This window comes from Nakamurella sp. PAMC28650 (genome assembly GCF_014303395.1).
Classification (GTDB): Bacteria; Actinomycetota; Actinomycetes; order Mycobacteriales; family Nakamurellaceae; genus Nakamurella.
On sequence record NZ_CP060298.1, the window covers coordinates 4,126,234 to 4,152,806 of the forward strand.

At 67.4% G+C, this 26,573-nt stretch carries 26 protein-coding genes; 15 read left to right on the top strand and 11 right to left on the bottom strand.

What is annotated here, in order from left to right; all coding sequences use genetic code 11:
• Nucleotides 1-40 precede the first annotated feature (40 nt).
• A complete protein-coding gene (locus H7F38_RS18650) occupies nucleotides 41-955 on the bottom strand; it encodes a 2-deoxy-5-keto-D-gluconate 6-phosphate aldolase domain-containing protein (protein WP_187091225.1) in 915 nt (304 codons plus the stop codon).
• A 71-nt stretch (nucleotides 956-1,026) separates the two neighbouring features.
• On the opposite strand from H7F38_RS18650, the gene H7F38_RS18655 reads away from it, so the two are divergent.
• From H7F38_RS18655 to H7F38_RS18665, 3 genes are all read left to right on the top strand, one after another.
• Nucleotides 1,027-2,970, top strand: coding sequence for a molybdopterin-dependent oxidoreductase (locus tag H7F38_RS18655; RefSeq protein ID WP_255498067.1), 1,944 nt, complete (start codon nucleotides 1,027-1,029; stop codon nucleotides 2,968-2,970).
• A gap of 37 nt (nucleotides 2,971-3,007) precedes the next feature.
• Nucleotides 3,008-3,766: a VIT1/CCC1 transporter family protein gene (locus H7F38_RS18660; RefSeq protein WP_222618166.1), complete on the top strand. Its 759-nt coding sequence runs from the start codon at nucleotides 3,008-3,010 to the stop codon at nucleotides 3,764-3,766.
• 83 nt (nucleotides 3,767-3,849) lie between these two features.
• Entirely contained in the window at nucleotides 3,850-3,999 is a 150-nt protein-coding gene (locus H7F38_RS18665) for a hypothetical protein (protein WP_187091226.1), read from the top strand.
• 189 nt (nucleotides 4,000-4,188) lie between these two features.
• Here the strand turns inward: H7F38_RS18665 and H7F38_RS18670 are convergent, their stop codons facing one another.
• The 5 genes from H7F38_RS18670 to H7F38_RS18690 all read right to left on the bottom strand — a co-directional run bounded on the left by H7F38_RS18670 (nucleotide 4,189) and on the right by H7F38_RS18690 (nucleotide 9,172).
• The gene (locus H7F38_RS18670; protein ID WP_187094819.1) at nucleotides 4,189-5,565 is read right to left on the bottom strand and encodes an IS30 family transposase; all 1,377 of its coding nucleotides are present in this window, start codon (nucleotides 5,563-5,565) and stop codon (nucleotides 4,189-4,191) included.
• 83 nt (nucleotides 5,566-5,648) lie between these two features.
• Entirely contained in the window at nucleotides 5,649-7,481 is a 1,833-nt protein-coding gene (locus tag H7F38_RS18675) for a DUF222 domain-containing protein (RefSeq protein WP_187091227.1), read from the bottom strand.
• Nucleotides 7,482-7,724: a hypothetical protein gene (locus H7F38_RS18680; RefSeq protein ID WP_187091228.1), complete on the bottom strand. Its 243-nt coding sequence runs from the start codon at nucleotides 7,722-7,724 to the stop codon at nucleotides 7,482-7,484.
• A 311-nt stretch (nucleotides 7,725-8,035) separates the two neighbouring features.
• Nucleotides 8,036-8,239 (bottom strand): DUF2945 domain-containing protein, encoded by a 204-nt coding sequence (locus H7F38_RS18685; protein ID WP_187091229.1) that lies wholly within the window; start codon nucleotides 8,237-8,239, stop codon nucleotides 8,036-8,038.
• Between the two features lie 111 nt (nucleotides 8,240-8,350).
• Nucleotides 8,351-9,172 carry a transglutaminase family protein gene (locus tag H7F38_RS18690; RefSeq protein ID WP_222618167.1) on the bottom strand — a complete coding sequence of 274 codons (822 nt, stop codon included), beginning with the start codon at nucleotides 9,170-9,172 and terminating at the stop codon, nucleotides 8,351-8,353.
• A 116-nt stretch (nucleotides 9,173-9,288) separates the two neighbouring features.
• Here H7F38_RS18690 and H7F38_RS18695 point away from each other — a divergent pair, with 116 nt between their 5' ends.
• Together H7F38_RS18695 and H7F38_RS18700 are read left to right on the top strand one after the other, a co-directional pair.
• Complete coding sequence (locus H7F38_RS18695; RefSeq protein WP_187091230.1) at nucleotides 9,289-9,651, top strand: MmcQ/YjbR family DNA-binding protein; 363 nt, start codon at nucleotides 9,289-9,291, stop codon at nucleotides 9,649-9,651.
• Between the two features lie 18 nt (nucleotides 9,652-9,669).
• Nucleotides 9,670-10,137, top strand: a complete 468-nt coding sequence (locus tag H7F38_RS18700) for an SRPBCC family protein (RefSeq protein ID WP_187091231.1) — start codon at nucleotides 9,670-9,672, stop codon at nucleotides 10,135-10,137.
• Nucleotides 10,138-10,191: 54 nt separating this feature from the next.
• On the opposite strand, the gene H7F38_RS18705 is transcribed toward H7F38_RS18700, so the two are convergent.
• Nucleotides 10,192-11,628 carry a sensor domain-containing diguanylate cyclase gene (locus tag H7F38_RS18705; protein ID WP_187091232.1) on the bottom strand — a complete coding sequence of 479 codons (1,437 nt, stop codon included), beginning with the start codon at nucleotides 11,626-11,628 and terminating at the stop codon, nucleotides 10,192-10,194.
• A gap of 293 nt (nucleotides 11,629-11,921) precedes the next feature.
• Here H7F38_RS18705 and H7F38_RS18710 point away from each other — a divergent pair, with 293 nt between their 5' ends.
• The 6 genes from H7F38_RS18710 to H7F38_RS18735 all read left to right on the top strand — a co-directional run bounded on the left by H7F38_RS18710 (nucleotide 11,922) and on the right by H7F38_RS18735 (nucleotide 16,194).
• Entirely contained in the window at nucleotides 11,922-12,323 is a 402-nt protein-coding gene (locus H7F38_RS18710) for a YjbQ family protein (RefSeq protein WP_187091233.1), read from the top strand.
• Nucleotides 12,295-13,254: a DNA-3-methyladenine glycosylase gene (locus H7F38_RS18715; protein WP_187091234.1), complete on the top strand. Its 960-nt coding sequence runs from the start codon at nucleotides 12,295-12,297 to the stop codon at nucleotides 13,252-13,254. Before H7F38_RS18710 ends, H7F38_RS18715 begins: the two co-directional genes overlap by 29 nt.
• 160 nt (nucleotides 13,255-13,414) lie before the next feature.
• On the top strand, nucleotides 13,415-14,074 hold the full coding sequence (locus H7F38_RS18720) for an alpha/beta fold hydrolase (RefSeq protein ID WP_222618168.1): 660 nt from the start codon (nucleotides 13,415-13,417) through the stop codon (nucleotides 14,072-14,074).
• Nucleotides 14,075-14,545: 471 nt separating this feature from the next.
• Complete coding sequence (locus tag H7F38_RS18725) at nucleotides 14,546-14,863, top strand: hypothetical protein (RefSeq protein WP_187091235.1); 318 nt, start codon at nucleotides 14,546-14,548, stop codon at nucleotides 14,861-14,863.
• A gap of 21 nt (nucleotides 14,864-14,884) precedes the next feature.
• Entirely contained in the window at nucleotides 14,885-15,274 is a 390-nt protein-coding gene (locus H7F38_RS18730) for an EAL domain-containing protein (RefSeq protein WP_187091236.1), read from the top strand.
• Nucleotides 15,250-16,194, top strand: a complete 945-nt coding sequence (locus H7F38_RS18735) for an EAL domain-containing protein (RefSeq protein ID WP_255498434.1) — start codon at nucleotides 15,250-15,252, stop codon at nucleotides 16,192-16,194. The genes H7F38_RS18730 and H7F38_RS18735 overlap by 25 nt, the downstream gene beginning before the upstream one ends.
• A 76-nt stretch (nucleotides 16,195-16,270) precedes the next feature.
• Here H7F38_RS18735 and H7F38_RS18740 read toward each other — a convergent pair whose 3' ends face one another.
• Nucleotides 16,271-16,660 (bottom strand): HIT family protein, encoded by a 390-nt coding sequence (locus H7F38_RS18740; protein ID WP_187091237.1) that lies wholly within the window; start codon nucleotides 16,658-16,660, stop codon nucleotides 16,271-16,273.
• Nucleotides 16,661-16,704: 44 nt separating this feature from the next.
• A complete protein-coding gene (locus H7F38_RS18745) occupies nucleotides 16,705-18,078 on the bottom strand; it encodes a PLP-dependent aminotransferase family protein (protein WP_187091238.1) in 1,374 nt (457 codons plus the stop codon).
• Nucleotides 18,079-18,216: 138 nt separating this feature from the next.
• On the opposite strand from H7F38_RS18745, the gene H7F38_RS18750 reads away from it, so the two are divergent.
• The 4 genes from H7F38_RS18750 to H7F38_RS18765 all read left to right on the top strand — a co-directional run bounded on the left by H7F38_RS18750 (nucleotide 18,217) and on the right by H7F38_RS18765 (nucleotide 23,171).
• Entirely contained in the window at nucleotides 18,217-19,572 is a 1,356-nt protein-coding gene (locus tag H7F38_RS18750; RefSeq protein ID WP_187091239.1) for an aspartate aminotransferase family protein, read from the top strand.
• A gap of 100 nt (nucleotides 19,573-19,672) precedes the next feature.
• Nucleotides 19,673-20,521 (top strand): nitrilase-related carbon-nitrogen hydrolase, encoded by an 849-nt coding sequence (locus tag H7F38_RS18755; protein ID WP_187091240.1) that lies wholly within the window; start codon nucleotides 19,673-19,675, stop codon nucleotides 20,519-20,521.
• A gap of 29 nt (nucleotides 20,522-20,550) precedes the next feature.
• On the top strand, nucleotides 20,551-21,969 hold the full coding sequence (hydA, locus tag H7F38_RS18760; protein ID WP_187091241.1) for a dihydropyrimidinase: 1,419 nt from the start codon (nucleotides 20,551-20,553) through the stop codon (nucleotides 21,967-21,969).
• 149 nt (nucleotides 21,970-22,118) lie between these two features.
• Entirely contained in the window at nucleotides 22,119-23,171 is a 1,053-nt protein-coding gene (locus tag H7F38_RS18765; RefSeq protein ID WP_187091242.1) for a TIGR03842 family LLM class F420-dependent oxidoreductase, read from the top strand.
• On the opposite strand, the gene msrA is transcribed toward H7F38_RS18765, so the two are convergent.
• Both msrA and H7F38_RS18775 read right to left on the bottom strand, forming a co-directional pair.
• Nucleotides 23,161-23,682, bottom strand: a complete 522-nt coding sequence (gene msrA, locus H7F38_RS18770; RefSeq protein ID WP_187091243.1) for a peptide-methionine (S)-S-oxide reductase MsrA — start codon at nucleotides 23,680-23,682, stop codon at nucleotides 23,161-23,163. The genes H7F38_RS18765 and msrA overlap by 11 nt on opposite strands.
• A gap of 184 nt (nucleotides 23,683-23,866) precedes the next feature.
• On the bottom strand, nucleotides 23,867-26,530 hold the full coding sequence (locus tag H7F38_RS18775; RefSeq protein ID WP_187091244.1) for a PAS domain S-box protein: 2,664 nt from the start codon (nucleotides 26,528-26,530) through the stop codon (nucleotides 23,867-23,869).
• Nucleotides 26,531-26,573: the final 43 nt, after the last annotated feature.

Here is a 26,573-nt window from a genome sequence, read left to right on the forward strand (position 1 = left end):
GCGCTCGGCTGCGACCGCGCGCTCGTCTCTGACCACGCGCTCAGTGGGCGCGTGCGTCGAGGTAGACGGTGACGAAGTGCAGGTAGTTCTGGGCAACGGTACGGATCAGCCTGGCATCGTCGCCGTCCTCGACGTGCTGGGTCACGGGGTCCTCCCAGATCGACCTGCCGACGGCGAAGCCCACGAAACCGTCGACCGCGGCTGCGATCCGCAGCCATCGATCGAGAGTGGCCCGGGGCGCATCCCGGCCGAGAACGATGCAATCGGCATCCCGTCCGCCGGCCCTGGCGGCCCGGACCACCGCCTCGGCCGCCTCGACGGTTTCCAGTCCCTCGATCTTCCAGAGGGTCGGTTCCACTCCGGCGTCCTGGTTCGCGGCGATCACCTGGCAGACGAGGCCCGGACGCACTTCCCGGTCGTAGGCCTCCGTGCCGCCGGCCGCCACCCGCTGTTCGTCGGTGGCCGGGACCAGCAACTCGTAGAGGAAGGCCCGACCCTGCTGTCGCAGTGACTCCGACAGGGTGGCCAGGGCGGTCAGCTGGGCGGCGAGGTCCGCCGGATCGTCCGCAGGGTTCATCCGGACGAGCACTTTGACGTAGTCGGGCTCGAATTCGGCCAGGTGCGCGTCGGTATCGGAGCCGTACTCCAGCGAGAACAGCTTCTGCCCGCTGCGTTCCACCGGCATCGCCACCACGGCCGAGCCCCGGCCCGCCTCGGTCAGCACCTGCGCGCCGAGGTGCTCGTCGACCAGGACGCCGGCCCTGGCGTCACCGAGCTCCGGGGTCGCCAGCTCCAGCCCGGCGTAGATGAGCCGTTTGGACGCCCGCATCCGCGCCAGATCACTCAGACGCGGATCGCCCTCGACGCCGAAGAGCTTGGCAAACGAGTCACGGTGATCCATGGCCAGGATCATCAGTGGGTGGTGCCGATCGGGTCGGTTGGGTGCGTTCGCCATGGCCCCAGCATGCCCGAAGGCATACTGGACGTCATGCCGGTGTCCGATCGCGCGGCCCCGATGAGCGACAGATGACCGGTCGTGGACAGCTGGGGCCTTACGCTCACGCCGTCCTCGGGGTGGTGTCGGTGGGCCTCGCGGCGGCTTTCGCCGAACTGCTGGCTGCGGCCGGCCAATGGATGGGACTGTTGCGCACTGCTTCGTCGCCAGCCAACGCCTTGGGTGAATGGTTCATCACGATCACCCCGCAGTGGTTGAAGAACTGGGCCATCTCGGAGTTCGGCACTCGGGACAAACAGGCCCTGCTGGTCGGGATGGCGCTGACCGTGACCATCACGGCCGTTCTGATCGGTCTACTGGCACGGATCCGGATCTCCGTGGCGCTCGCGGTGTCCGGCGTCCTGGTCGCGGGCGCCCTGGCCGCAGTCCTGAGCCGGGCCGACTCCCGTCTGATCGACGCCGTTCCCGCGGTGCTCGGTGCGCTGGTGGGGCTGCTGGTGTTGAGCGGTGGCGGTCGGATTGCGAGGGCCCACGCCGTGCGCCGGCCTTCGCACGTGGCGGCCGTTCCCCGGGCCGTCGCCTCCGGTCCCGAGACGAGGGCTGCGGTAGCGACGACGGCAGCGGCGGCGGAAGCGGCAGTAGGAGCCGGCCGGGTTCCGGTCGCTGCGCAGACCGGCCGCGTCACGCTGCACCGTCGACGCCAGTTCGTTCGGCTGATGACCTTCGGCGCCGTGGTGGCCGCAGCTTCGGGAGCCCTGTCGCGTCTGATTCCCAGCGCGTCCGAGGTGGAGGCCAGTCGGGCTCGCATCGCGATCCCGCTTCCGGGGGACTCCCAACCCATCAATTCCGGTGGGGCGACCCCGGCCTCTACTGCGACGTCCCCCCTGAGGCAGTCCGCCTCAGCGTCCTTTGCGGGCCAGTCCGCCATCGCACCGTCCTCGTCGGCAGCGTCCTCGTCGGCACCGTCCACCTCCGCACCATCCACCTCCGCACCGTCCACCTCCCACGGATCTGCGGCACCGGAACCGACGACCACCGCGTCCACCACCCCGTCCAGTGCCGCTTCACGCACTGCATCACGCACTGCGGCAACAGGATCCACCACCTCGGTGGAGTTCCCGGCCATCCAGGGGCTGAGCCCGTTCGTCACACCTACCGCCGACTTCTACCGGATCGACACGGCCCTCTCGCCCCCGTTGATCCGAGCGGAGGACTGGTCACTGCGGATTCATGGGCTGGTCCAGCAGGAGGTGAGGCTGAACTACTTCGCCCTGATGGCGGAGCCCCAGGTCGAGCGCTCGATCACGCTGACGTGCGTGTCCAATCCAGTCGGCGGACACCTGGTCGACAACGCGACCTGGATCGGCGTGCGGATCGACCGGCTCCTGCAGCGCGCCGGCCTGCTGCCGGGCGCCGATTGTGTTCTGTCCACCAGCATCGACGGGTTCACCTCCACCACGCCGCTCTCGGCGCTGACCGACGGCCGGGACGCGTTGCTGGCCGTCGCGATGAACGGCGCTCCGCTGCCGATCGCACACGGCTTTCCGGTGCGGATGGTGGTCCCGGGTCTGTACGGATACGTCTCGGCGACCAAGTGGTTGGTCGACCTCCAGGTCACCACCTTCGCGAAGGACTCCAGCTACTGGACCTCCCGGGGTTACGCAGAGCAGGCGCCGGTCAAGATGTCCTCGCGGATAGACGTGCCTGCCCCGTACACGCCCTACTCGGCCGGTGACCTGGTCACCATTGCCGGTATGGCGTGGGCTCAGCACGACGGGATCTCGGCCGTCCAGGTGCAGGTCGACAACGGTTCGTGGCATCCGGCCGACCTGGCCGGTCAGCTCTCGATCGATACGTGGCGACAATGGCGACACCAGTGGAAGGCAACGCGGGGCTCGCACATCGTGCGATGTCGGGCGGTGGACACCGCCGGAGTCGTCCAGGATTCCACCGCTCGCGAGGTGCTGCCCGACGGTGCCACTGGCTATGCGAGCCTGGTGCTGATGGTCACCTGACCCTGCGGACACCCGGGGTGGGGCACAATGGCCCATCGTGCCTGAAAAGAGAAGCGACCACAGCTCGGATTCAGATGCCTCGGTACGGGAGGCGGCTCTGAAGTCCGGTTGGTCGCACCGCCATCGCGATGTGTCCGGCGGATGGCTGCGCCCGACCGTCTTCGGCGCGGTCGACGGTCTCGTCACCAACGCCTCGCTGATCGCCGGTGTCGGCGGTGGCGGCGGGTCGACGCACGCCATCGTGTTGACCGGACTTGCCGGGCTGGTGGCCGGCGCCTTCTCGATGGGGACCGGCGAATACGTGTCGGTGACGAATCAGAACGAGCTGGTGCAGGCCGAGGTCGCAGTGGAACGTCGTATGCACGAACAGTTCCCGGCTGCCGAGCAGGCCGAGCTGGCGGAGACGTTCCGCGGCTACGGAGCCGACGCCGACACCGCCGCCAAGATGGCCGCGTCGGTGTCCAAGAATCCCGACATGGCACTTCGCCTGCATACCAGAGACGAACTCGGCCTCGATCCCGACGATCTGCCGTCGGCGCTGTTGGCGGGTGGGGCATCCCTGGTCGCGTTCTCCATCGGTGCGCTCCTGCCCCTGATACCCTACCTGTTCGGATTTCCCGGCCTGCTCGCGGCCATGCTGATCACCGCGGTTGCCCTGGTCTGCGGCGGGATGGTGGTCGGCCGGCTGACGGGGCGGCCCCTGCTGCATGCCGGTATCCGCCAACTCGTACTCGGCGCGGTCGCGGTGGCGGTGACGTTCCTCGTCGGGCACCTGATCGGAGCAGTCCCTGCGTGATCGCTGGTCATGACGTATCCCTACCGGCCCTCTGTGCCGGCCCTTTCGTCACGCCGATTGTTCTGTCCGGGCATACTGAGAGAATGGAACGCGAGCAGACTTTCGAAGAGCACAAAGCTGAACTCCAGGAATACAGCGACGCCGTGCACGACCCTTCCACCACTGCGAAAGACCGGAAGAAGCTGCAGGAGGAAGAGGCAGTGAAACCTCTCGGCCCTGACGAGGAGATCTAGTCCCGATCACGATCTACTCCCGATCACGTGGGATCTTGAGTCTCCCATCAGCCCGCGCAGGGTGTCGGTCGAGAAGGTTATGCGCGAAGCTGCCAGATCGTGATGCCTTGACTTGAACCGTGCCTGACCGGAATCGCGATTTGACCGGAACGTTGCCTGGTCAGAACGTTGCCCGGTCAGAAACCAGACTCAACCGGTGGTAGCAACACTCGGCTCCTGCAGTAATAGTAGCTGCTCGGCCATCGCTTCCGCCGGTGTCTTCCAGCCGAGCGTTTTGCGGGGTCGGTCGTTCAATGCATCAGCGACGGAGTCAATTTCTGCGGCGCACCAGCGGGATAGGTCGGTTCCTTTCGGGAAGTACTGACGTAGCAGGCCGTTCGTGTTTTCGTTCGTACCCCGCTGCCAAGGGCTGTGCGGATCGGCGAAGAACACCGCCATACCAGTCTCGGCCTTTAGAGAGACATGCGCGGCCAGTTCCTTGCCACGGTCCCAGGTCAACGACTGACGCAACTCCCGCTGCACTGCAACCATTTTCGCGACAATACTGTCCTTGGTTGCGGTCGCGCCGTAACCGCTCAATGCGGGACCGTTCTTCACCGGCGGCTCAAGTCCGTAGCCTTCCATTCGCGGCAGGTGCAGCAGGATCGTGAACCTGGTCATCCGTTCCACGACGGTGCCGATCGCTGACCGGCCGGTGCCGATGATGAGGTCGCCCTCCCAGTGGCCGGCGGTCTTCCGATCGTCGGCCTCGGCGGGCCGCTTATCGATCGTCACCTCCGGAGTCACGTGGCCGGTGGCTCGCTTTCGGGCTCTCGCCCGGGGGACCCGCAACGCCCGTCCGGTCCGCAGACACGGCACCAAATCGCGCTCCAAGGCGCCGCGGTCCTTGATGTACAGGGCCTGATAGATCGCCTGGTGGGAGATGCGCATCGTCGGGTCGTCGGGGAAGTCGATCGGCAGGCGGTGGGCGATCTGCTCCGGGCTCCACGCTGTCACCCACCGCCGGTCCTGGCGGTGAGGCTTGTTACGCCCCTTCCATTTTGCAACGACTGGTCCCGGTACGACAGTGCCGTCCGCGGCGCGGATGACCCCGGCCAGGCGGTCCTGGACATGGCCACGAAGCCGATCGTTCGTCACCAACTTGGCCGTCTTGGGACGGCGGGCCATCAGCTCGGCCTTCCACTGGGCAGTCGACGCTCGATACTCCAACTGGCCGCCACGAGTTGCGGCATTGCGGCGCAGCTCCCGCGAGATCGTCGATGGCGACCGACCCAGGCGGCGGGCGACCTCACGCACTCCGTTGCCCTGCGCTGTCAGCAGAGCGATGTCCTCTCGCTCAACAAACGAGAGATATCTGCCCGACGGGGGCTGCAGTTCAATCAGCGGCATGCCGCCACTGTCGCGGAACCAACGCGTCCCGACGGGCCCCGACACGCCGCACGCCGTCGCGGCGTCTTCGCTGGTCATCCCTTTCGCGATGTTGCGCCAAAATACCCGTTCGACATCCCGGCGGGCCGGCGGCCGCCCGGGCGACCGCATCGCCGGCCGCCCGGTCATCGACATCATCCGATCCGAAGCTGGACCCATTGCAAGACCTCCACTCTCGGGAGTGTTGCGACGACCAGTTGAATCCGCCGAACGTTGCCTGGTCAGAATGGCGGTTCGTTCGGGTCGGGGTGTGCGCGCTGGTAGTCGTCGGCCCGCTGGACGGCGTGCAGGAGAGGGTAGATCCGTCGGGTGACTTTGAGTTGGTCGGCTTTGAACTCCTCGAAGGACTCGCAGGTGGCGATGTAGGCCTGGACTTCAGCGTTGAATTCTTCGTCGGTACGGTCGTCCTCGGGCCAGGGCCGTGAGGTGGGTCCGATGTAGTGGATCAATTTGGGTCGGTTGCCCAGGAACAGTTGCTGCTTTTCGGCCAGTTCTTCGGCGTCCAGGTCTCTCTGCTGCTGGCGGGCGATCAGCAGGACGGCTTGTTCGGCCTGGATCTGGGCGGTGCTGCCGCCGGTCAGGTCCGAGGGGTGGCCGTGTCCGCAGGTGCAGGTGCACGGAGTCGGCGCATCCGGATCTGAAGCGTCCGCCGTGTCGGCGGCGGGAGGTTGGGGTGTCGCATGTTCCTGTTCGGGCAGTGCGTGTTCCTTGGGGTGGTCCAGATAGCGGTGGTCGGTGGGGCTGGTCCAGTTCATGCTCAGCCCGTCGGCGGGGTCCCGGACGGGAACCCAGTCGGTGAACGTCTTGATGACGTGGTGGTGCCGGCATTGGGGGTCGAGTCCGGCAGCGGTGGTGCGTCCGCCGCGGGCGGGGTCGGTGTGGTTGAACGACTCCCGGTGATCCAGGTCGGCCGAGCGGGCGCTGATCCGGCAGGACGGGAACCGGCACGTCCCGGCGGCGGCGATCACCTGATCGCGGATCAGCTGGCTGGGTAGGTAGGTGGTGCCGCCGACAGCCATCGCATGGCCGTGGGTGTCGGTGATGATCACCGCCAACGACCGGATCGATTTTTGCATGGCGAGGGCGATGTGCGCGGGGATCATGCCGTGGCCGGTCAGTTCGGCGGGGTCGGTGTTGAACCGGGTGAATGCCGCCAACGACATCGTCAGGTTGAAATGCGCACCCCGGCCCTGCTGGGTGGACACCTTCGACAACCGCACCCTGGAACCACCGGCAGCAGATGCCACCGGCTCGGCGGTCGAAGCCGGCGTGGACGTCACGGGGGTGGGACCCGTTGCTAGCGGTCCTTTTTCGCTGGCCGACGCGCTCTCACCACTGCCTGCGCCGGTGGTGCCGGCGGTACCGTTGGCAGGACTTGGCGGCGTCGTCTGCGCCGAGCAGTCCGGCTGTCGACCGTCCCCGACGTGGACGTACCCGTCGGTCAACAACTGGGTGCAGACGTCCACCAGGGCATCGGCGCGGCGGGCCGCGATCGGCCGATCATCGGTACCGGCCGTGGCCCGGGCGATCCGGTCCAACAGGTCGTACACCGACACCGCACCCTCTGCCGGTAGGTGCGCCCGGATCATCCCCATCCCATCCACCGACGGGCAGTGATCCACGAACCGGTCCCGCCTCGCCGCGATCGCCCGTTTCCTGGACGCCGACGGATCCGCCGCGATCACCCGCCGGTCGATCATCGGCACCAATTGCCCCGGTGTGCGAGATTGCGCCAGCGGCAGCACCGCTGCCTCCACCCGGGCCCGCAGATCCGGCGTCAGATCGGCGGTGCGCGCCGCGATGGTCCGGGCCCGCGGCAGATCGATGCGGCCCGTCCGCAACGACGCCAGGGTCGCCGGAAGCTCCTGCGCCAACTCCACCGCATCGGCGACCCGGCGGGCGGCGCCCATCGGCGACTGGTGCAACGCCGCCCCGACCTCGGCCGCAGCCATCGACCGGGCCCGCTCCACGATCAGGCACTGCACCGCGAAATCATCGGTGGAACCATCCGCGCGGGTCGTCAACCCGGTCTTGTCCTCCAGTGCGTCGATCAACTACTGCATGCTCCCGGAGCGGCCCGGCAACGAAAACTCGGCCACCGCCGCGACCTGCACCGCCTGCAGATGGCTGATCAACCGGTCCGTCGCGACGATCAGATCCGGCAGCTGCGCCGGGCTCAACCCCGCCGGACAAGCCGCCGACACCGCACCGAAGGACGCCGCCCCCGGCACCGCACCAGCCACCGCCGACCAGTCGACAGCGGCCGCAACGACCGGCTCATCAGCAACCTGCTCCACGACCCCACCCCCAGACCAACCGACGAAACCATTCGAATCAACATTCGATGTTAGCGTCGATCCGGTTGCTGCACAAGGCTTTGACCGAGCATCACCTTCGCTCTCAGCTGAACCCAGATGACCATGATCCCGGCCGCGACCCCAACGCACGGCTGCTGCACGAGAGCCCACCGACTGCCGCTTGGCGCACCGACTGCCGCTTGGCGCACCGACTGCATCAAGGCGGACCGACTGCAGCCTGGCGCCGAAGTCATGCCACCGCTACATCCCCCCACCCCGAGTGGCTCCCACGACCGAGCAGACCCGGGCTGCTACTCGCGGCCGAGCGAGGATTCCTTGTGGGCGGCGGTGGCACCCGACTTGTCGGACTTGACGATCCAATAGGGATCGTCCGCCGAGGCGTTGAACTTCTGGCCGTCGTGTTCGAAGGCCTGGACCCGTCGCTGCTGCGTCACTCCGTGAGTCTTGCCCTGCGGGGTGTTCCAGGTGACGTGGGCGCCTTTGTGAAGAGTCATGTCGGGACAGTTCCCTACCCTCGTCCGTCCAATCCTCCGAACCCGGAGGACCCAATTTTTGCACTCTTCGATCCACAGCCTGCCCGACCGCCGGACCGCAAGACGAAGAAGTCAGCCGAGCGTCACCAGGTGGCGCGGGTCGTCATTCGGAAGTAGTCCGTCGACGATGGCCGTGACCCAGGCGCCATTGAAATTGATCGACCCACCGAAATTTTCGACGAATGCGGTATCGGCCGCGTCGCGTCCGGTCGCGATGCGGACGAGCGAGCTGCGCGGCGCGAGCAGGGTCCCGTCGACCACCCGCCACTGTCCGTCGACGAAAGCCTCTGCCACCGCATGGAAGTCCATCGGATACAGGCCGGGCGCATAGACGGCGACCAGGCGGGCGGGCACGTTGCGGGCCCGCAACAGGGCGACCACCAGGTGCGCGTAATCCCGGCAGACACCATTTCCCAGAAGATACGTGTCGACAGAGCCGTCGATGGGGTCGCTACTGCCGGACACGTATCTCAGGTGATCCCCGACCCAGGCGGCGATTCCACCGAGCAGGTCTTGCGCCTTCGTCAGGTGCCCGAACTGCCGGAAGGCGATCGCCGCCAATTTGTCCGACTCCGCGTAGCGGCTCGGCCGCAGGTATTCGATCAATTCGTAGTCGATCACCTCCGGCACGTCGGCATGCCCGGTCACCGTCGCGCGGTAGGACATCAGCACCCGGCCACCGTCGAATTGCACGACATGAAAGCGTGAGCCGGTCACGCCGATGACCTCCTCGGCCGAAATTTCCCGGCCGTCGCAGGTGAGATGGAACGACTCGTCCACGATCAGTCCCGGCGAACGCGTCACCGCGATCTGGAATACCACCTTGCCGGGACTGGTGACATCGAGGTCGATGTCGGCCGTCACGATCCGGACCATCGCATCCGCGTTTGTCATGTCGCAACAGTGACTGATGCGAACAGCCCTCAGTGCCTCGCAACGCGCGAAGCGACAGAAATCACGCGGTGCTCGCCTGTGGACGACGACCACAGCCCGTGGCATCGTCAGCAACCATGACCACCGCGGACGACGTGCGACGAATTGCCCTCGCCCTGCCGTCGACCATCGAGCGTCCGTCCTACGGATCCCCCGGCTTTCGGGTGCAGGACCGGTTGTTCGCCCGCGTTCACGAAGAGCCTGGAGTGCTCGTGGTGTTCCGCAGCAGCGTCGAGGACAGGGACGAACTGATCGCCTCCGCTCCCGCGAAATTCTTCACAACGCCCCACTACGCCGGGCACCCCAGTGTGCTGGTGCGGCTTTCCGCCGTCGACCCCGCAGAACTGACCGAGTTGTTCGAGGAGGCATGGCAGACCCGTGCCCCCCGCCGTCTCCTCGAACAACATGCAGAACTTTTCGAGCGGGGCACGGAAGGTTGACGTAGGTACCGTGTGGTCATGACGAACGCCACGGTCACCACGGTCGACAGCGGCCCGCGACGGATCACCAGGCGGGTGACGGTCGGTGCCGCAGCCGCGGAGGTCTTCGCCCTCGTCGCCGACCCCCACCGCCACCCCGAACTCGACGGTTCCGGGACGCTCCGCGACATCCCGGTGACCGGGCCGGTTCTGTTGAGCAAGGGTGCCAGGTTCAGCGTCGGGATGAAGCAATTCGGATTTCCCTACAAGATCACCTCGACCGTCACCGAATTCGACAGCGACCGCCTGATCGAGTGGCGGCATCCGCTCGGTCACCGTTGGCGTTGGGAGCTGAACCAGATCGCCCCCGGCACCACCGAGATCACTGAAACCTTCGACTACGCCGGCGCAAGAGCCCCGAAGATCCTGGAGATCTTCAAGCAGCCACAGACCAATGCCACCGGTATCACCAGGACCCTCCAGGCACTCGCCGCCCGCTACGCCTGAAACCGCGACACGCATGAAACCGCGGTACGCCTGAGCCACGAGATCCAAAGAGCGTCAGTGCTCCGTCGTCCCGGGTCCACGCTTGCTCACGTACATCGCCCGGTCGGCTGCGGTGATCAGGTCGTGCAGATCGACCGGGTGGACCGGGATCGGCGCGCTCCCGATGCTGACCGTGCTCGATACGGTGGTCCCGTCGACGGTGAGCGGCTGAGCCACCACGTCGACCAGATCCGCGACGAGCATCGCCGTCTGTTCCTCGTCGAGACCATCTGCGATGACCAGGAACTCGTCGCCGCCCAACCGGCCGGCCATGTGCCTGCCATCGACGGTCACCTTCAACCGTGCCGCCAGAGCCGTGAGCACCTGATCGCCCACGTGGTGCCCGTAGCGGTCGTTCACCTCCTTGAAATCGTTCAGGTCCAGGAACAGGAGCGCGCCGGGACGGCCTCCGGCCTGGGCCGCTTCGTTCGACATCCGAAGCCTCTCCAGGAGAGCCGCCCGGTTCGGGAGGTCGGTGAGCGGGTCGTGGTGGGCCCGATGCTTCAGTTCTTCGCGGTGCGCCCGCCGACCGGTGATGTCCTCGATCTGCGCCACCGCATACCTCGGCGAGCCATCGCCCCCGTCCACGGCTGTGACAGTTGAGGCCACCCAGACGATCTCACCATCGGGTCGGACCTGACGCTTCTCCGCGCGATACCCGTTCCCGGCCGCCCGGGCCAATTCCTCGACTCTGGCCCGGGCAGCCGGCCGGTCGTCCTCGTGGAGCAACTGCTCCGCGGTCATCGCGAGCAGTTCGTCGGCACCGCGGCCGACGATCTCGCAGAAGGCCGCGTTGACCTGGAGGTACCGACCGAAGTTCGACTCGCCCAGCGAGATCAGCGCCATCCCGACACCGGAGCCGTCGAAGGTGAGCTTGAACAGTTCTTTCTCGGCCCGCAACTCGTTCGTCAGCCTGGCGTTGTCCACCGCGATCCCGGCCTGCGTCGCGAGTACCTCCAGCAGCTCGCGCTGCCGCCGCCCCGGCCGCCGACCACCCACCGGCAGATCCACCGAGAGAATGCCGATCAGATCACCGGAGGCCGATCGCAGCGGGGCGTACAGGGCGTCCAGGGGGTGCCAGGACCTGCCGAACGTCAGGACACCCGCGAACCGCCGCCGGCGCGGTACCTCCGGGATCCAGCCGCGGTCCTGCGCATCGGGGAGCCGCTCGTGCGGGACGAAGAGAAGTCGGCCCCAGACCTCGGCCACACCGAATTCCACCTCGTAGGACGACCGCGCCTTCCTGGTTCCGAGCAACTGGTGCCGTGCGCCCGTACTGCCTGCCACCGCCACCATTTCCATCTGCCCGTCGCCGCGGGCGATGCTGACGGCCGCGACCCCGAAACCGGCCACCTTCACCGCCAACTCGGCCACCGCCTGCACGGTGTCGGCCACGCCGATGTGACTGTGCAGCGTGGTCACCAGACGCTGCACGCCCAGCAGGCTGAACACCCGCGACGAGCGAACCCGGCGCCTCAGGTCCACGGCGGGCCGTTCCCGCCGGCGACCGAACCGTGCCCGCGCACGCGGCACAGAACTGGAATCGGTGCCATGGTGTCGTCCTCATCCGTTCTGCCGGGTACGCGTCCGCACTTCCGCAGGGATTCGGTGCCGATGGTTCGTACGACAGTCGAACCGGCCGAACATCACGCGAACGAGTGAAAGGAGCTGACCTGTCCGTTCGGGCGCTGTGTCGAGGGCCCGCGTGGGGGCGCAGCGCGCCGGCGCCGAGCATCATGGTCGGCATGCACTCAGAACTGATCACGGTCCGCACCGGACGACATCCGGTCGTCCACGATCTGACCACCACCTGCGAGAGGTTCCTGACCGGAGGCGACGGGCTGCTGAACGTCTTCGTCCCGCACGCTACCGCCGGCCTCGCGACCATCGAGACCGGCGCCGGAAGTGACGACGATCTCCTGGCCGCCGTCGAAGCGCTGCTGCCGTCCGACGACCGGTGGGCCCATCGGCACGGATCGGGCGGCCACGGCCGCGATCATGTACTGCCGGGCATCATCTCGCCGTCGGTCACCATTCCGGTCATCGGCGGCCGCCTCCAGCTGGGCGTCTGGCAGTCGATCTGCCTGGTCGACACCAATGTCGACAACCCGGAGCGAAATGTGCGGCTCAGCTTCGTGGCCGGTTGAGGTGGGCGGCTTCCACCTCGGGACGACCGGGACCACCCCTGCGCTCCGGACGATCGACCAGCCGACCGACCGGACCGCCCACCTGGATCTCACAGCGCCCTTCGAGGTCGGTCCGGCCCTCGCCGTGCTCGCCGCCACCGCCCTCCCCGGCGCCGAGCTGGTGGACGTCGAGTCAGCCTGTCTGACAGGATTTCTCGCCCGGCCGGACGATACGCCGACACTGGTGACGGTCCGTCTCCACCGCGACCACGTCGAGCTGACCCACGCGGCATCGAGCGGGCGCGAACTCGAACATCTGACGGCCACCGTCCGCAGCTGTCTCGACCTGGACGCCGACCCGGACGCCGTCGCGACCGCCCTCGGCGCGGACCCGCAGATCGGTGCGATGGTCAGATCCCGGCCCGGTCTGCGGGTCATCGGCTACCCGGACGGTTTCGAGGCGGCCGTGATGACCATCATCGGGCAGCAGGTGTCGGTGGCGGCCGCCCGCGGGTTCGGCGCCCGCGCGGTGGCGGCCTTCGGCGGCGTGCCGCAGAGCACCACCGGGCTTCGCCCCTTCCCGACCGCGGCGGACCTTTCCGCCGTCCACCCGACGGAGATCCAGGCTGCGATCGGCGTCACGCATTCCAGGGCCCGATCCATCCAGGCCCTGGCCACCGCCTGTACCGAGGGCCTCGCCATCAGCCCGGGGCCCGACGGTCCCGGCCTGCGCCGAGAGCTGTTGGCCCTGCCGGGGATCGGCCCGTGGACCGTCGATCTGCTGGCGGTGCGCGCCCTCGGCGACCGCGATGGATATCCGTCCGGTGACCTGGTCCTGCAGCGTGCCCTGGGCGTCGGATCGGCGATCGAGGCCAGGACCGCCGCCGAAGCCTGGTCCCCATTTCGCGCCTATGCGCTCTTCCACCTGTGGTCCAGTGCCCTGGGCATCTGACCCGATGTGAACACCGAGGAGGAAACGAAGATGGACTCGGACGAATCCAGGTCGCCGGACCACATTCGACCACGGAGGGATCACCCTGTCCTATCTGGATTCCGGTGGACCGGGACCGGTCCTGCTGGCACTGCACGGTCACCTCAACGAAGCGCGTTTCGTGCATCAGGGAGCCGTACCACCCGATCTCGGATACCGGGTGGTGGCCCTCGATCAGCGTGGCCACGGGGAATCCGGACATGCTCACAGCTACGCCACCGACCGATACGTCGACGATGCGGTGGCGCTGCTCGATCACCTCGGCATCGCCACCGCTGTCCTGCTCGGCCATTCCCTGGGCGCCGCCGTGGCCTATCTGCTCGCAGCCCGGGCCCCGGCACGGGTCACAGCCATGATCGTCGTGGACATCGGGGCGGTGATCGACGACGACCTGGGCATCACCCGGCAATGGCCGCGACGGGCGGCGAGCAAGGAGGATCTGGTCACCGCATTCGGTTTCATGGGTTCGAAGCAGGCCTACGTGATGCGCCACTACGCCGATGGTTGGGGAGTGCCATGGTGCGCGGACGAGATGGTCGCCTCCCAGCAGGAACTCAACGGCGATCACTGGCGGGAATGGCTTGCGACCACCATGCCTGCACTGCTGATCCATGGCGTCGAGAGCCGACAGCTGTCCGGCGATCACGCGGAGGACATGGCGGCCCGACGTAGCGGGACCACGCTGCGCCATCTGCCGGGAGGGCACGCCGTGTACGCCGACAACCCCGACGGCTATGCCGCCGAAGTGCGCGCGTTCCTGCGAACGATCCACGGCTCGTAGGTCGGCCCACTGCCGACGACGCGGTGGACGACCGCGGCCCGGACGACCGCGGCCCGGACGACCGCGGCCCGGACGATCACGGCGCCACCCGCGCGCCCCGCCGATCCCCGACCCAGATCGAGGACACCGAGCGTCCTGGCGGAATTGTTCGATACCGTCGAAACAACGTTATCTCGCTCGGGAATACTTACTAATTGTCGACCGCCCACCCTCGAAGGGGTGTTTTCGATGATCCTGAGGATTAAACCCGACCGGTGATCACGCGGGGCCATACCGCGTTCATGGCATCATCGGAGATGGACACCGCGTCGTTCTCTACGCAGGTGGTGGCCGGTGGCGTAGGGTTGACCACGGGATGACGGCGGCATCGACTCCGACATCAGTGACACTTGCCCTTCTAATTGACGAGGCGTTCCGGAGTCGATCGAAGAAACGAATTTCACGGCATAGCGACCAGACCATGGGGGAAACGTGACGACTACCCGGAGGGGCAGCCGACTCCCGAATGCGGGCGCAATGGCGATGAATCCGTCTCAACATTCCCCACGTTCCTCGGACACCCTGTGGGCCTGGAAGATCGACCTCGCCGGCACGTTCCTGTCCTGCGGCGGCAACAGCCTCGAGGTGGTGGGGTACGGGGCCGAGGAGCTCGTCGGCAGCCCGGCCGGCCGGGTGATGGATATCGGTGGGTTCGGCCGGAGCGACCGTTCACCGGCTACCCCCGAGGGCCCTGACGGATGGTCGGCGTCGGTGGTCGAGGGCCGTCACCGCAGCGGCGCCGCGATCTGATTCGAGGTGACCGGCCGTCTCATGCGCGACCAGAACGGGAGTGTCGTCGGATTGGAGGGATTCAGCAGGCGTCGAGTCATCGACCCGCGGCGCGGTCCGGCCGATCAGGTCGTCCAGAGCCGCATCGAGGCGGTGTTGGAGCACGAACTGCTGACCATCGTGTTCCAGCCGATCGTCGAGCTGTCCGGCGGCCTGGTCGTCGGGGTCGAGGCACTGAGCCGCTTCTCGGCCGAACCGAGTGCACCACCCGACCGATGGTTCGCCGACGCCGCCTCCGTGGGGCTGGGAGTGGAACTGGAGCTGCTCGCCGTTCGACGGGCGCTGGACGCCGCGGTGGAATACCCGGACACCTGCACGTCTCGGTCAACGCGTCACCAGAGGCCTGTCTGGATTCCCGCCTCGCCGATCTGATCCGCCATGGACCGATCGACCTCCGGCGTGTCGTCATCGAACTGACCGAGCACACCCCGGTGGTCGACTACGGCTTGCTGGACGAGTCGCTGCGGGATCTGCGCAAGCAGGGCCTGCGCATCGCCGTCGACGACGCCGGGGCCGGGTTCTCCTCGCTGCAGCACATCCTGCAGTTGAAACCGGCCCTGATCAAGCTCGACCGGCAGGTGGTGGCCAACCTCGACATCGACAGGGGCCGGCAGGCTCTCGGCGCGGCCATGGTGTCGTTCGCCGATCACATCGGGGCGCAGGTGATCGCCGAGGGGATCGAGACCGCCGCCGAGTTCCAGATGGCGACCGAGCTGGGAATGACTGCGGTGCAGGGATTTCTGTTCGGCCGACCGACCGCGGACCGCAGGGAATGGCAACGGTGGGACACTGCTCTCGAACTTCCCCGGACGGTGTCGGCACCGACCGAATCCGGGCGCCTGCCTCCCTTCCCGACGCCCGGGCCGGACGATGCTCTGCGTCGGCGCACCGAACGGGACAGCAGCTTCCTGTACGTGGCGGCCGACGTGTTCGACGCCCTGCCGGATCCGACAGTCGTGCTGGACGGCGGCGGCTTCATCACGGCGACCAATCAGGCGTGGCGGGCCTTCGGCGTGCGGAACGGCGGTGGCCCGGAGTTCTCCGGAGTCGGGGTCAACTATCTCGACGTCTGCCGCAGGGCCGCGGACGTCGGCGATCGCGACGCGAAGGAAGTGCTGGAGGGCCTGATCGCCGTCCTGGACGGGGAGATCGACGAAAGCGATCGCGAGTATCCCTGTTACGTAGCGGGTGCGGTGTACTGGTACCTGTCCAGGATCACCTCCCTCGGCGCGTCCCGGGGGGCCATCGCCGCCCATCTGGAGATCACCGGCCGTCGACCCGACCTGATCTGACCCGATCTGATCTGATCTGACCTGACCCGACCGGGTCGCCGGGGCTGGTCTCCGTCGATGCGGCAGCAGTGGCCTTCTACAACGCGGCACGGATCCTGGCGGCAGCATCGTCCAGGTCGGACGCGGTCGCCGGGTCGGCCTGCTGCAGATCGAAGTCCGACAGTCCCCACACCGGATAGACGTGCAGATGGAGGTGCTCCACCTCGAAGCCGGCGATGATCAGCGCAGCACGGGGGGCGCCGAAGGCGCTCTTCACCGCCCGGCCGATCTGCTGGGCGACCCGGGTGCAGTGCGCCAGCAGTTCCGGGTCGGCGTCCGTCCACTGATCGATCTCCGCGCGCGGCACGACCAGCGTATGGCCGGGCCGGATCGGCGCGATGGTCAGGAACGCGACGGCAAGATCGTCCTCGTGGACGAACCGCCCTGGCAGCTCTCGATCGATGATCCTGGAGAAGAGGGTCGGCATGCAGGCAGTCTGCCGTACCCACCGGGGAACCGACGGTCGGCTGCTCAGCGTGCTTCGCGCCAGCCCCACATCCTGGTGGCTGCGCCCAGCTCGGCGGCGACCTCCTCGTGGTGCGAGGCGACCAGTCCGCAGGTGACCCGCAGATGGGCATCCTCGTCCGGCCGCGCGGAGAACGGACGACCGGCCGCCGCACCGATCCGGGCCGCCGCCAGCCTCAGCAGCGCAGCGGTCTCGTCCTTCACCGGCAGCCAGAGATTGATCCCGTCACGGGCCGCCACCTGGACTCCCAGGCCGGACAGGTCCTGCACCAGATCCTCCCGCCGACGCGCGTAGGTCGCCCTGGCGTGCTCGACCTGCGCCAGGCTCTCCGGCTCCACCAGCAGGTGCAGCAGGACCGACTGCAGCAGCCGGCTCGTCCAGCCCTGCCCGAGCCGCCGGCGCTCGCTGATCCGATCCACCAGATCGACCGGCCCGCTCATCGCAGCCAGCCGCAGGTCGGGCCCGTGGGACTTGGAGAAACTGCGGATGTGCAGCGTCTGCTCCGGCAGATGGCTGCCGATGCTGACGGCCGGGCTGCTGCTGATCGCCCCGGCCGAATCGTCCTCGACCACGATCACGGCGCTGCGCCGCAGGATGGCGGCCAGTTCCGTGATCCGTTCCGCCGAGTAGGAGATACCGGTGGGGTTGTGGGCCCGCGGCTGGAGGAAGACGACCTTGACGTCGGCGGTGATCGCCGCCGCAAGTTCCGCAGCGAGCATGCCGGACCCGTCCAGGCCGACCCCGACGAACGCGATACCCATCGACTCGAGGAGATCCAGCAGTGGCGGGAAGGCCGGATGTTCGACGACCACCTTGTCGCCGAACCTGAGCAGCTGGGAGGCGATCTGCTGGATGGCATCCATCGCGCCGTCCACGATGGCGAAACGCCCGGCGGTGTAGGGCCAGTCGTGTCGGAGAACCTCGACCAGTGCGGGTAGTGCGGCGTCGTCCAGATAGCTGTTGACCGTCCGCCGGTCCGGGATCTGCTGCAACGCCGCGGAAAGGTCCGGCAACAGCAGCGGGTCCGGCACCCCGGTGGCCAGATCCAACTCGAACAGGGACGTCCGGTCGACAGCCTGTCGGTACCGGGTCAGTCCGGCGCTGCGATCGGCGGCGCCCCCGCCCTTCCCGAGGGCACCGGTACGGATCGCGACCACCGTGCCGCGGCGGCCGTCGGTGTGCAGGAGGCCGCCGCGGACCAGCAGCGCCCACGCGGCGTTGACCGTCGTCGGCGAGAGGTTCAATGCCTTGGCCACCGCTCTGATGGGTGGGAGTCGATCTCCTTCGAGCAGCACCTGGTCGCGGATCGCCCCGCTGACGGCGTCGGCCAGTCCACGGCTGGTCGGAAGCCGCAGCCGTGATCTCAGCTCCTGCATCATTTCGCCAACGTAACATCTTTGTAGTGTTACAAAAAGGGTCTTGTGCCAGGTGCAGCTGGATCGTACGTTGGACGTTCACCAGCCGGCCGTTCAGCCACCACCATGCGACGACCACCACGACGACAGGGACTCCGCCAGATGAACGATTCCGCACGCGGTGCCCACATCAGGAAGCTCGACCGCGAGCACGTGTTCACGTCGTGGGCCGCCCAGGACGTGGTGGCTCCGATGCCCATCGCCGGCGCACTGGGGAGCGAGTTCTGGGACTACGACGGCAACACCTACCTCGACTTCTCCTCCCAGCTGGTGAATGTCAACATCGGCTATCAGCACCCGAAACTCGTTGCGGCCATCCAGGAACAGGCTGGACTGCTGTGCTCGGTCGGTCCCAACTTCGCCAACGAGGCGCGGAGCGAGGCCGCTGCCCTGATCGCCGCCAAGGCCCCCGGCGATCTCAACCGGGTCTTCTTCACCACCGGCGGCGCCGAGGCGAACGAGCACGCCATGCGGATGGCCAGGGTGCACACCGGTCGCCACAAGATCCTGTCCACCTACCGCAGCTATCACGGCTCGGTCGGCAACTCGATGGTCGCCACCGGGGAACCGAGACGGTGGTCGGCGGAGACCGGCGTGAGTGGTCACGTGCATTTCTGGGGGCCGTACGCCTACCGGTCGCCGTTCCACAGCGTCGACGAGGCCCAGGAATGCGAGCGGGCCATCGAACACCTCGAGAACGTCCTGATGGTCGAGGGCCCGAACCAGATCGCCGCCATCCTGCTGGAGACGGTGGTCGGTACCAACGGCATCATCGTCCCGCCCGACGGATATCTGGCCGGCGTCCGCGCGCTGTGCGACCGGTACGGCATCGTGATGATCTCCGACGAGGTGATGGCCGGATTCGGCCGCTGCGGCGAATGGTTCGCGGTGGACCACTGGGGTGTCACACCTGATCTGCTGACCTTCGCCAAGGGCGTCAACAGCGGCTACGTCCCACTCGGCGGCGTCATCATCTCGGAGACGATCGCCCGGACCTTCTCCACCCGTCCCTATCCCGGCGGGCTGACCTATCAGGGCCATCCCCTCGGCTGCGCCTCGGCCGTCGCCAGCATCAAGATCTTCGAGGAGGAGAAGATCGTCGAGCACGCCCGCTGGCTCGGTACCGACGTGATCGGGCCGGAGCTGGCCAAGATCGCCGACCGGCACCCCAGCGTGGGCGAGGTACGGGGGCTGGGCGTGTTCTGGGCCGTCGAGCTGGTCAAGGACCGTGCGACCAGAGACCCCCTCGTCCCCTACAACGCCTCAGGGGCGGAGGCCAAGCCGATGGCGGACTTCACCGCGGCCTGCAAGGAACGCGGCCTGTGGCCCTTCGTCCATTTCAACGGAACCCACGTGGTCCCACCGTGCACCATCACCGAGATCGACCTGCGCCGGGGCCTGTCGCTGCTCGACGACGCGTTGACGGTGGCCGACGGCTACTACACCGGCGCGGAGTAGCCGGGAGCGGACACCGTAATCTGGCCGGGCACCCACCGACGCACGACCGCGCCAATGCCACCTCGACCATCAGGGACAAATCGACAGGAGCAACTGGACCATGACGATCGTCAGGGCAGCACTGACCCAGCTGGCGTGGACCGGCGACAAGGAGTCGATGATCGAACTGCACGAGAGGTACGCCCGCGACGCCGCCGCGCAGGGCGCACAGGTGATCTGTTTCCAGGAACTGTTCTACGGCCCGTACTTCGGCATCGTGCAGGACCAGAAGTACTACCAGTACACCGAAACCGTCCCGGGCCCGACGATCGAGCGATTCCAGGCCCTGGCGCGGGAGCTCGGTCTGGTGATGGTGCTACCGGTCTACGAGGTGGCCAACGAGGGCGAGTACTACAACACCGCCGCCGTCGTGGACGCCGACGGGACCTACCTCGGCAAGTACCGCAAGCACCACATCCCGAATCTCCCGCAGTTCTGGGAGAAGTTCTACTTCCGACCCGGCAATCTCGGCTATCCGGTGTTCCAGACGGCGGCCGGGCGGATCGGCGTCTACATCTGCTACGACCGGCACTTCCCCGAGGGCTGGCGTGAACTGGGGCTGAACAACGCGCAGATCGTCTTCAACCCCTCGGCGACCAAACCCGGCCTGTCCAACCGGCTCTGGGAACTCGAGCAGCCCGCCGCGGCGGCGAACAACCAGTACTTCATCGGCGCCAACAACCGGGTCGGCATCGAGACCGAGGAGTTCGGCGAGGAGGCCGTCCGGTTCTACGGCTCCAGCTACTTCGTCGGCCCGCGCGGTACCTACGTCGGCGAGATCGCCTCGCAGGGTGAGAACGAGCTGATCATCAGAGATCTCGACCTGGCCGAGTTGACCCAGGCACGCAACGACTGGCAGTTCTACCGGGACCGACGCCCCGAGACCTACGACAAGATCACCGCACCGTAGCCCCCGTCGTCAGCGCAGAACGGAGCCTCATGACCACCCTCGTCCACGGCGGCACCGTCGTCAGTTCCACCGGGGCCATCCGCCAGGATGTGCTCGTCGACGGCGAGAAGATCGTCGCCCTCCTCGCTCCGGGCTCGAAGGCATTGGGGGTCGACCTTGCCGCAGCGGTGGACGTCGTGATCGACGCGACCGGGAAGTACGTCATCCCCGGGGGGATCGACGCACACACGCACATGGAGATGCCCTTCGGCGGCACCACCGCGTCCGACTCCTTCGAGACGGGCACCAGGGCGGCCGCCTGGGGCGGAACGACGACCATCGTCGACTTCGTCGTGCAGTCGCACGGTCAGCGGGTGCTGGACACGGTCGCGTCCTGGCACGCGAAAGCGGCCGACAACTGCGCGATCGACTACGGTTTCCACCAGATCGTCGGGGACGTCAACGACGAGTCGCTGGCCTCGATGGACGCCCTGATCGACGAGGGCATCACCAGTTTCAAGCTCTTCATGGCCTACCCGGGCGTCTACCTCTCCAGCGACGGGCAGATCCTGCAGGCCATGCAGCAGGCAGCCGGCAACGGGGGCCTGATCATGATGCACGCCGAGAACGGTTCGGCCATCGATGTTCTCGTTCAGCAGGCGTTGGCCAGGGGTGAGACCTCACCGTACTACCACGGGGTGACCCGGCCATGGCAGGCCGAGCAGGAGGCCACTCACCGGGCGATCATGCTGGCCGACATCACCGGCGCACCACTGTATGTCGTGCACGTCTCGGCCAAGCAGGCCCTGGCCCGGATCGCCGAGGCGCGCAACACCGGGCAGAACGTCTTCGCCGAGACCTGTCCCCAGTACCTGTACCTGTCCCTCGAGGAGAACCTCGGCGCCCCGGGATTCGAGGGTGCGAAATGGGTCTGCTCGACGCCACTGCGCTCGCGTGCGGAGGGGCACCAGGAGGAGTTGTGGCGCTACCTCCGCACCGGTGACGTCACCAGCGTCTCGACGGATCACTGCCCGTTCTGCATGAAGGACCAGAAGGAGATGGGGATCGGCAACTTCTCCAAGATCCCCAACGGCATCGGATCCGTCGAGCATCGGATGGATCTGCTCTACCAGGGTGTCGTCGACAGGAGGATCAGCCTGGAGCGCTGGGTCGAGGTCTGCTGCACCACGCCGGCTCGGATGTTCGGGATGTATCCGCAGAAGGGCGTCATCGCCCCGGGTTCCGACGCCGACATCGTCATCTACGACCCGGCCGGCCACACCTCGATCGGCCTGGGCAAGACCCACCACATGCGGATGGACTACTCCGCCTGGGAGGGCTGGGAGATCGACGGCCATGTCGATACCGTGATGTCCCGGGGCAAGGTCATCGTGGACGGGAACGAGTACCTGGGCCGGGCCGGCGACGGCCGGTTCGTCAGGCGGCGGCTCTCGCAGAACCTGATCTGAGTACAGCGTCTGATCCGCGCGCTGAAGCCGATCAATGCGATGAAACTGCCCAGTTCGCCAAAACTGCCGAGTGCGCCGAGCCTTCTCGGTCAGCATCGGCAGCCTGGCAGTACCGTCCAGAAACCTCCAGCACGGGTAAGGATGTCCAGATGGATTTCGGTGTCGTCCTGCAATGCACCCCGCCCGCTTCCCGGGTCGTCGAGCTCGCCGTCGCCGCCGAGAACCGTGGTTTCGCCTACGTCTGGACCTTCGACTCGCATCTGTTGTGGCAGGAGCCGTACGTCATCTACAGCCAGGTCCTGGCAGCCACCCGCAAGGTCATGGTCGGCCCGATGGTCACCAATCCACTGACCCGCGACTGGACCGTGACGGCCTCGGGCTTCGCCACCCTGAACGACATGTTCGGCAACCGGACCGTCTGCGGCATCGGCCGGGGCGACAGTGCGGTGCGGGCGCTCGCCGGGAAGCCCTCCACCCTCAACACCCTGCGGTCCTCCATCGAGGTGATCCGGGAGCTCGCCAACGGGCGCGCCGCACACGTCAACGGGATCGACATCCGGTTCCCCTGGGGCGGCGACTCCCGTCTGGACATGTACGTCGCGGCCTACGGTCCGCTCGCCCTCGATCTGACCGGTCAGGTCGCCGACGGGTTCATCCTGCAGCTCGCCGACCCGGCGATCGTCAGGTGGACGGTCGAGCGGGTCAAGAACGCGGCGGCGGATGCCGGCCGGAACCCGGACGACGTCAAGATCTGCGTGGCCGCGCCCGCCTACGTCGGCGACGACCTCGCGCACCAGCGCGAGCAGTGCCGTTGGTTCGGCGGCATGGTCGGCAACCATGTCGCCGACATCGTGGCCAGGTACGGCACCGACGACGGCGGCGGAACCTCGGGGATCCCCCAGGAACTGACCGACTACATCAAGGGCCGCGAGGGCTACGACTACAACCAGCACGGCCGGGCCGGCAACAGCCACGCCGCCTTCGTACCGGACGAGATCGTCGACCGCTTCTGCATTCTCGGCGACACCGCGGCGCACATCGACAAGCTTCGCGAGCTCGAGGCGCTCGGCGTCGACCAGTTCGCCGTCTACCTGCAGCACGACGGGAAGAACGGCACCCTCGAGGCCTACGGGGAGACCGTCATCCCGGCGCTGCGGAAATCCCGGGAGGCCATCGTCAGCGACCCGGAGCCTACTGGCTGACCTTGTCCTTGCGGACCGGCAGCTTCCAGTTGGGCCGGACGAAGTGGCAGGTGTAGCCGTTCGGGTAGTGCTCGAGGTAGTCCTGGTGCTCGGGCTCGGCCAACCAGAACGGACCGGCGGGCGCGACCTCGGTGACCACCTTGCCGGGCCACAGGCCGGATGCATCGACGTCGGCGATGGTGTCCAGTGCGATCCGGCGCTGCTCGTCGTCGGTGTAGAAGATGGCGGAGCGATAGCTCTCGCCGACGTCGTTGCCCTGGCGGTTGCGGGTCGAGGGATCGTGCACCTGGAAGAAGAATTCCAGCAGGTCCCGGTAGGAGGTCCTCGTCGGGTCGAATTCGATCTCGATCGACTCGGCATGGGAACCGTGGTTCCGGTAGGTGGCATTCGGCACCTCACCACCGGTGTAACCGACCCGGGTGGTCACCACACCCGGACGCCTCCGGATGAGGTCCTGCATGCCCCAGAAGCAGCCTCCAGCGAGGATTGCCTTCTGCGTCGTGTCTGCCATCGATCTGCTCCTTGATTCGTGTCCGGTCCTGTCGCAGATCCCAGGCTATGCCGAAACTGCGCCGGGAGTCGGATGGTGCAGCCGTGGGCGGACAGACCGGGCGCGGAGCCGGCACCGGGAGTGGGGTGGCGGCCGGGTGGATCGCGTCGACCGGCCGCAGCCCCGGACCTCCGGGACGGTTCGGTCAACCGGCCACCACGCGGTCCCGCCCGGCATGTTTGGCCTCATAGAGTGCCGCATCGGCGCGGGAGATGCAGTCGGCCATGGGTTCGTCCGGGTCCCACCGGGTGTACCCGACGGAACACGTCTGACCGAAGGGCACGCTGCGGCGCAATCGGTTCAGCACCATCTCGACCTGTTCGGTGGGGCAGTTGGGCAGCGCCACGATGAATTCCTCGCCCCCCCACCGCGCGAACAGATCCGATTCCCGCACGCACGCCAGAGCCGCCGCGGCGTAGTCACGGAGCAGGACGTCACCGGCGGTGTGGCCGAAGGTGTCGTTGAAGGTCTTGAACCTGTCCAGATCGAGCACCGCCACCGCCAGGCCCTCCCCCGAGCCCTGCGCGTCGTCCATCAATTCCTGCAGTCGCGCGTTCCACGCCCGCCGATTCAGCGAGCCCGTCAACGGGTCGGTGGATGCGGACCTCTCCAACTCGACCCGTAGCCGGGCGGCCTGCAGCGAAGCGGCGGCCTCCGCTGCGATCACCTGGACGGCCCGTACCGCCCGGTCCTCCAGCCCGGCGACCGGATGACGCCAGGCCACGTTGATCAGCGCCACCATCTCGCCGTCCACCGCCACCGGCTGCCACATGGCGCTGACCGTCGCTTCCAGCGCCATCATCGAAGCGTTGATCAGCGGATGTTGTGCCGCATCCTCCAGGAACAACGACTCCCCGGTACGCCAGACCTCCGCCGTCACCGAAGCTTCCCGGAGATCGACGCGAAGCCTCGCGGCGCCAAGACCGACACTCGTGGTGGCCTCCAGGGTGTCGTCGTCCAGGAGTTCCAGCATCGTGACGGTCGCAGCGTCGGCCAGCGTCTGCACCGACTCCACCACGACCTGCCGGACGTCGGCGCCGGACTGGACGCACCGCGCCACGGCGGCGATGGCCGCGAGATCCTGTTCCGATTCACGCAGGGCGGTTTCTGCAGCCCTGCGTTCGGTGACGTCCTGGACCACCGCCAACGTCCACTGCTCCCCACGGGGCCCTGGAGTAGCGCTGATGCTCACCCACGCCCAACGTATCGATCCGTCGGGCCGGAGGAGCCCGATCTCGTCCCGGAGCACGCCGTCGGCACTGTCCACCTGCCGCTGCGGCGTGGCCGCGATCAGAGGACGGTCCTCCGCTCGCGCGAAGTCCTCGGCGCGACGCCCGATCACCTTGCTGACGTCGCGGGCGATCATCGTGCCGAACGCCGGGTTCGCCTCCACCCAGCGGCCATGCTCGTCGGTCAGGGTCATGGCCACCGCGCTGTTGTCGAACAGGGACCGGAATCGACGTTCGGAGCGCCGAACGGCCTCCTCGGCATCGACCTGGGCCGAGATGTCCCGCAGGATCACCTGGACGACCGGTCGGCCGTCCTGGACGACCCGGCCCGCACTGACCGTCACCGCGACCCGACTCCCGTCGACGCGTCCGAGCAGCGCCCGGCGGGCCACCGCAACGCCCTCGAAGGCAGCCGAGACCAAATCCACCGTCGGTTCGGGATCGCCGGGAAGCGTCAACAGGTCCAGCGTCAACGGCCCGGTCGTCCGGCCGGCCGGCGCTTCGCCGAAGATCGCCAGCGCAATCGGATTCGCGTAGCCGACCGATCCGTCCTGCTCCACCAGGGCCACGCCCACCGGAGAGCACTCGACCAGCGATCGCCAGCGCGCCTCGGACTCCGCCAGCGCCGACCGGACAGCCTCCAGCTCGGTCACGTCGGTCGAGACCCCGGCGACGGCGTAGATCTCGCCGTCCGGTCCGCGCAACGGGAACTTGGTGGACCGGTACGTCCGGACCACACCGTCGCGATCGATCAGTTCCTCGACGAACAGTTCGCGCCGGCCGGTGGCGGCGATCGCCGAATCGTTGCGCCGGTACGTGTCCGCCTGCTCGGCCGGGAAGAGCTGGTGATCTGTGCGGCCCAGGATCTGCTCCCCGGTCGGTGCCATCACCTGGAGCAGCGCCGGGTTCGCCAGGAGAAAGCGCCCCTCGAGGCTTTTGGCGTAGATCAGCACATCGGTTTGGCCCAGCACCTCGTCCAACAGGTGCTGGTTCTGGGTCAGGGCGGCCTCGGCCGCCGAGCGGGCGGCGACCTCGACGGCCAGGGCGCCGGCCTGCACCCGCAGTTCCAGTACCCGCATGATCTGACGCGAGAGCAACGAGAGGTCGTGCAACTGCTCGGTTGTCGGCACTCTGGGAACGGTGTCCAGGACGCAGAGGGTCCCCAACCGGTACCCCTCCGAGGTGATCAGGGGAGCTCCGGCGTAGAACCGGATTCCGGGAGGCCCCGTCACCAGGGGATTGTGTCGAAAACGATGATCCAGCAGGGCATCCTGGACCACCATCACGTCGTCGCTGCCCAACGCGTGCGCGCAGAACGAATCCCCCCGTGGCGTCTGCACCAGATCCAGGCCGATCCGGGATTTGAACCACTGACGTTCGGAATCGACCAGGCTCACCAGCGCCATCGGCGCCTGGAACAACTTGGCGGCGAGACCGGAGATCTCGTCGAAGTCGACTTCCGCCGGTGTGTCCATCACGCCGAAACGTTTCAGGGCCGCCAGCCGCAGGGCCTCGAGATCGAAATCCAGCGGCCGGACATTTCCGGCCGTCCAGGGGCGCGGGTCGATCAGACTGGTCACACCGGCCCCGTTCTGGTCGACCTACTGGAGATTTCCCCCGATG